Source organism: Nocardioides sp. (genome assembly GCF_047607185.1).
Classification (GTDB): domain Bacteria; phylum Actinomycetota; class Actinomycetes; order Propionibacteriales; family Nocardioidaceae; genus Nocardioides.
In genome coordinates this window covers 1-2,854 of sequence record NZ_JASGDQ010000010.1, presented here as the reverse complement: position 1 = coordinate 2,854, position 2,854 = coordinate 1, and the positions used below count along the sequence as shown (strand labels likewise).

At 71.1% G+C, this 2,854-nt stretch carries 4 protein-coding genes; all 4 read right to left on the bottom strand.

From position 1 onward, the window contains the following. Positions 1–209: 209 nt before the first annotated feature. Genes QM595_RS01270 through QM595_RS01255 form a run of 4 tightly spaced genes read right to left on the bottom strand, consistent with a single transcriptional unit; the run spans position 210 to position 2,632 of the window. Positions 210–956 carry an energy-coupling factor ABC transporter ATP-binding protein gene (locus tag QM595_RS01270; protein ID WP_415169705.1) on the bottom strand — a complete coding sequence of 249 codons (747 nt, stop codon included), beginning with the start codon at positions 954–956 and terminating at the stop codon, positions 210–212. Beyond that, positions 953–1,621, bottom strand: coding sequence for a cobalt ECF transporter T component CbiQ (gene cbiQ, locus QM595_RS01265; protein WP_415169704.1), 669 nt, complete (start codon positions 1,619–1,621; stop codon positions 953–955). Before cbiQ ends, QM595_RS01270 begins: the two co-directional genes overlap by 4 nt. Before the next feature lie 10 nt (positions 1,622–1,631). Next, positions 1,632–1,943 (bottom strand): PDGLE domain-containing protein, encoded by a 312-nt coding sequence (locus QM595_RS01260; protein ID WP_415169703.1) that lies wholly within the window; start codon positions 1,941–1,943, stop codon positions 1,632–1,634. Next, a complete protein-coding gene (locus QM595_RS01255; protein WP_415169702.1) occupies positions 1,940–2,632 on the bottom strand; it encodes an energy-coupling factor ABC transporter permease in 693 nt (230 codons plus the stop codon). The genes QM595_RS01260 and QM595_RS01255 overlap by 4 nt, the downstream gene beginning before the upstream one ends. Positions 2,633–2,854 lie beyond the last annotated feature (222 nt).

The window sequence follows — 2,854 nt, the reverse complement described above, 5'->3', positions numbered from 1 at the left end:
TTGCCGACGCTCGACAGGCCACCAGCCTGCCTTCGCGCCGGCACCTTGCGAGGCACGCACCCGGACACCGCGCTACCACGCGCTTTAGCCGCGACAGCCTACTAGTGACCGTCGGGCCGCACCCTGCACTTGTGCCGACTCGAGCCTCCTGAGACGCGCACTTCTGCCGACTCGGGCGTTCTCAGACCCGCACTTCTGCCGACTCGCGGCTAGCGGCGGGGGGTGAAGGCGGGGTCGAAGCCGTAGGGGAGCTCCAGCCGGTGCTCCTTGAGCAGCGCCTCGTCGGAGAGGATCTCGCGGGTGGTGCCGTCGGCGACGATGACGCCCTCGTCGAGGATCACCGACCGCTGGCACAGCTCCAGGGCGTAGGGCAGGTCGTGGGTCACCATCAGCACGGTGACGTCGAGCGAGGTGAGGCTGTCGGCGAGCTCGCGGCGCGAGGCGGGGTCGAGGTTGGAGGAGGGCTCGTCGAGCACCAGGATCTCCGGCTCCATCGCGAGCACGGTCGCCACCGCCACCCGGCGGCGCTGGCCGAAGGAGAGGTGGTGTGGCGGCCGGTCGACGAACTCCTCCATGCCGACCTTGCGCAGCGCCGTCATCACCCGGTCGTCGAGCTCCGCGCCGCGCAGTCCCAGGTTGGCCGGTCCGAACGCGACGTCCTGGCGGACGGTGCCCATGAAGAGCTGGTCGTCGGGGTCCTGGAAGACGACCCCGACCCGGCGGCGGATCTCCGGCAGGTTGGCCTTGGCGACCGGCAGCCCGCTCACGCTCACCGACCCGGCGCCGGGCAGCAGGATGCCGTTGAGGTGGAGCACCAGGGTGGTCTTGCCGGCGCCGTTGGGGCCGAGCAGCGCCACCCGCTCGCCACGGTGGACGTGCAGGTCGACGCCGAAGAGTGCCTGGTGGCCGTCGGGGTAGGCGTGCGCGACGCCGCGCAGGTCCAGGACGGGGGTCATGAGGGCATCTTGCCGGTGTAGCCGCGGGAGAGCATTGCCAGGTGGACCCGCTCGCCGCGCTCGAAGGAGCGGATGAACAGCGCGCCGACCGACGTGGCGAGCACCGGCCAGTGCCGCGGGTCGCGAGCGGTGAAGCCGCGGGACGCGGCGGCGACCCGCATCCGGTGCAGTTCGCCGAGCACGACCTCGAGGTAGCGCAGCATGAAGGCGAGGATCTGCACCAGCTGCTGCGGCAGTCGCAGCCGTTCGAGGCCGCGCAACAGCTCGGTGGGCTCGGTGGTGGCAGCCAGCAGCAGGCCGGCCAGCACGCCGAGAGTGCCCTTGGCGAGCAGCCCGAACGCCGACTCCAGTCCCGACTCGCTGACGCTCAGCCCCAGGAAGGTGGTGCGGGGGCCCGTGGCGATGAACGGCAGCAGCACCGCGAACACCACGAACGGCACCTCGACCACCAGTCGCGGCAGCAGGTAGGTCAGCGGGACCCGGGAGAGCGCGACGAGGGCCAGCAGCGCCGCGGCGTAGACCCCGAAGACGGCGTACCACTGGTGCGGCGTGGCGACCGCGACCAGCATGAAGACCACCAGTGCGACCAGCTTGAGATGCGCCGGGGCGCGGTGCAGCGGCGAGTGGCCGTGGAAGTGCAGCGCGTGGCCGTGACCCGCGCCCATCAGTCGACCCTCACGCCGGGGCATTCTGACGACGTCGTACGACGAACGTCAGGCCGCCGGCGAGGACGAGCACGACCAGCGTGCCGGTGATGCCGGCGATCGCCTTGGAGGCGCGGGCGTTGCCGACGTCCTTGGTCTCGTAGCCGGCCAGCGGGCCGTCGCCGGCGGCGTGGTCCTTCTCGGTGCTGCTGAAGCCCTTGTCCTCGGCGACCCGGTTGAGGCCGTCGGGCGAGGAGCTGGCGTAGAAGCTGACGACGCCGGCGAGGACGAGCGCTACGACGGCCATGCCCAGGACGACCCAGGTCGTCTTCACCGTCCTCACGCGGTGGCTCCCTTCACGATCAGCTGGCGATCTCGCTGCGCAAGGATCGGCCGGGCGCCGTAGACCAGGTCGGGGCGTACGGCGAGGATGCTGCCGACGGCCAGGAAAGTGATGATCGCCTCGCCGATGCCGATCAGCGTGTGCCAGCCGATCATCGCCGCGGCCAGGCTGCCGATCGAGATGTCGGCGGTGCCGCCGACGGCGTAGAGCAGGGTGAAGGCGACCGCCGCGACGGGCACCGAGATCAGCGCACCGACGGCCGCTGCGGGCGCGACCACGCCGAGCCGGTTGGGCGCCACCTTCCGGATCAGCGTGAAGACCAGCCAGCCGACGCCGGCGGTGATGACGCCCATCAGGATGATATTGGTGCCCAGCGCGGTGATGCCGCCGTCGGCGAAGAGCAGACACTGCACGATGAAGACGCAGCTCATCACCAGGACGCCGGTCCAGGGCCCGACGAGTACGGCGGCGATGGTGCCGCCCATGAGATGGCCGCTGGTGCCGGCGCCGACCGGGAAGTTGAGCATCTGGGTGGCGAACACGAACGCGCCCACCAGGCCGGCCAGCGGCGTGGTCTTGTCGTCGAGCTCACGGCGGGCGCCGCGCAGCGCCGCGCCGACGATCACGACCGCGGCGGCGCCGGTGGCGACCGAGGTGGGGGCGTCGAGGAATCCGTCGGGGACGTGCATGGAGACAACCTTCTCTCATCCCGGCCGTTGTTGCAATATTGTCGCAATAGCTGATGCCGGGGTCGCGCGGCGTGCCAGATCCCTGCCTCGACCATCTAGTGGTCGTCTCCGGAAGTTCGTCCCGGGTCTGCGCGGCCCAGGCACACCCATCGCGGCGTTGGCGCCGCTCGGAAGACGCCCGGTATGCCGTCGCGACGCCGCCTTGCGCTGCGCGCACCTGGA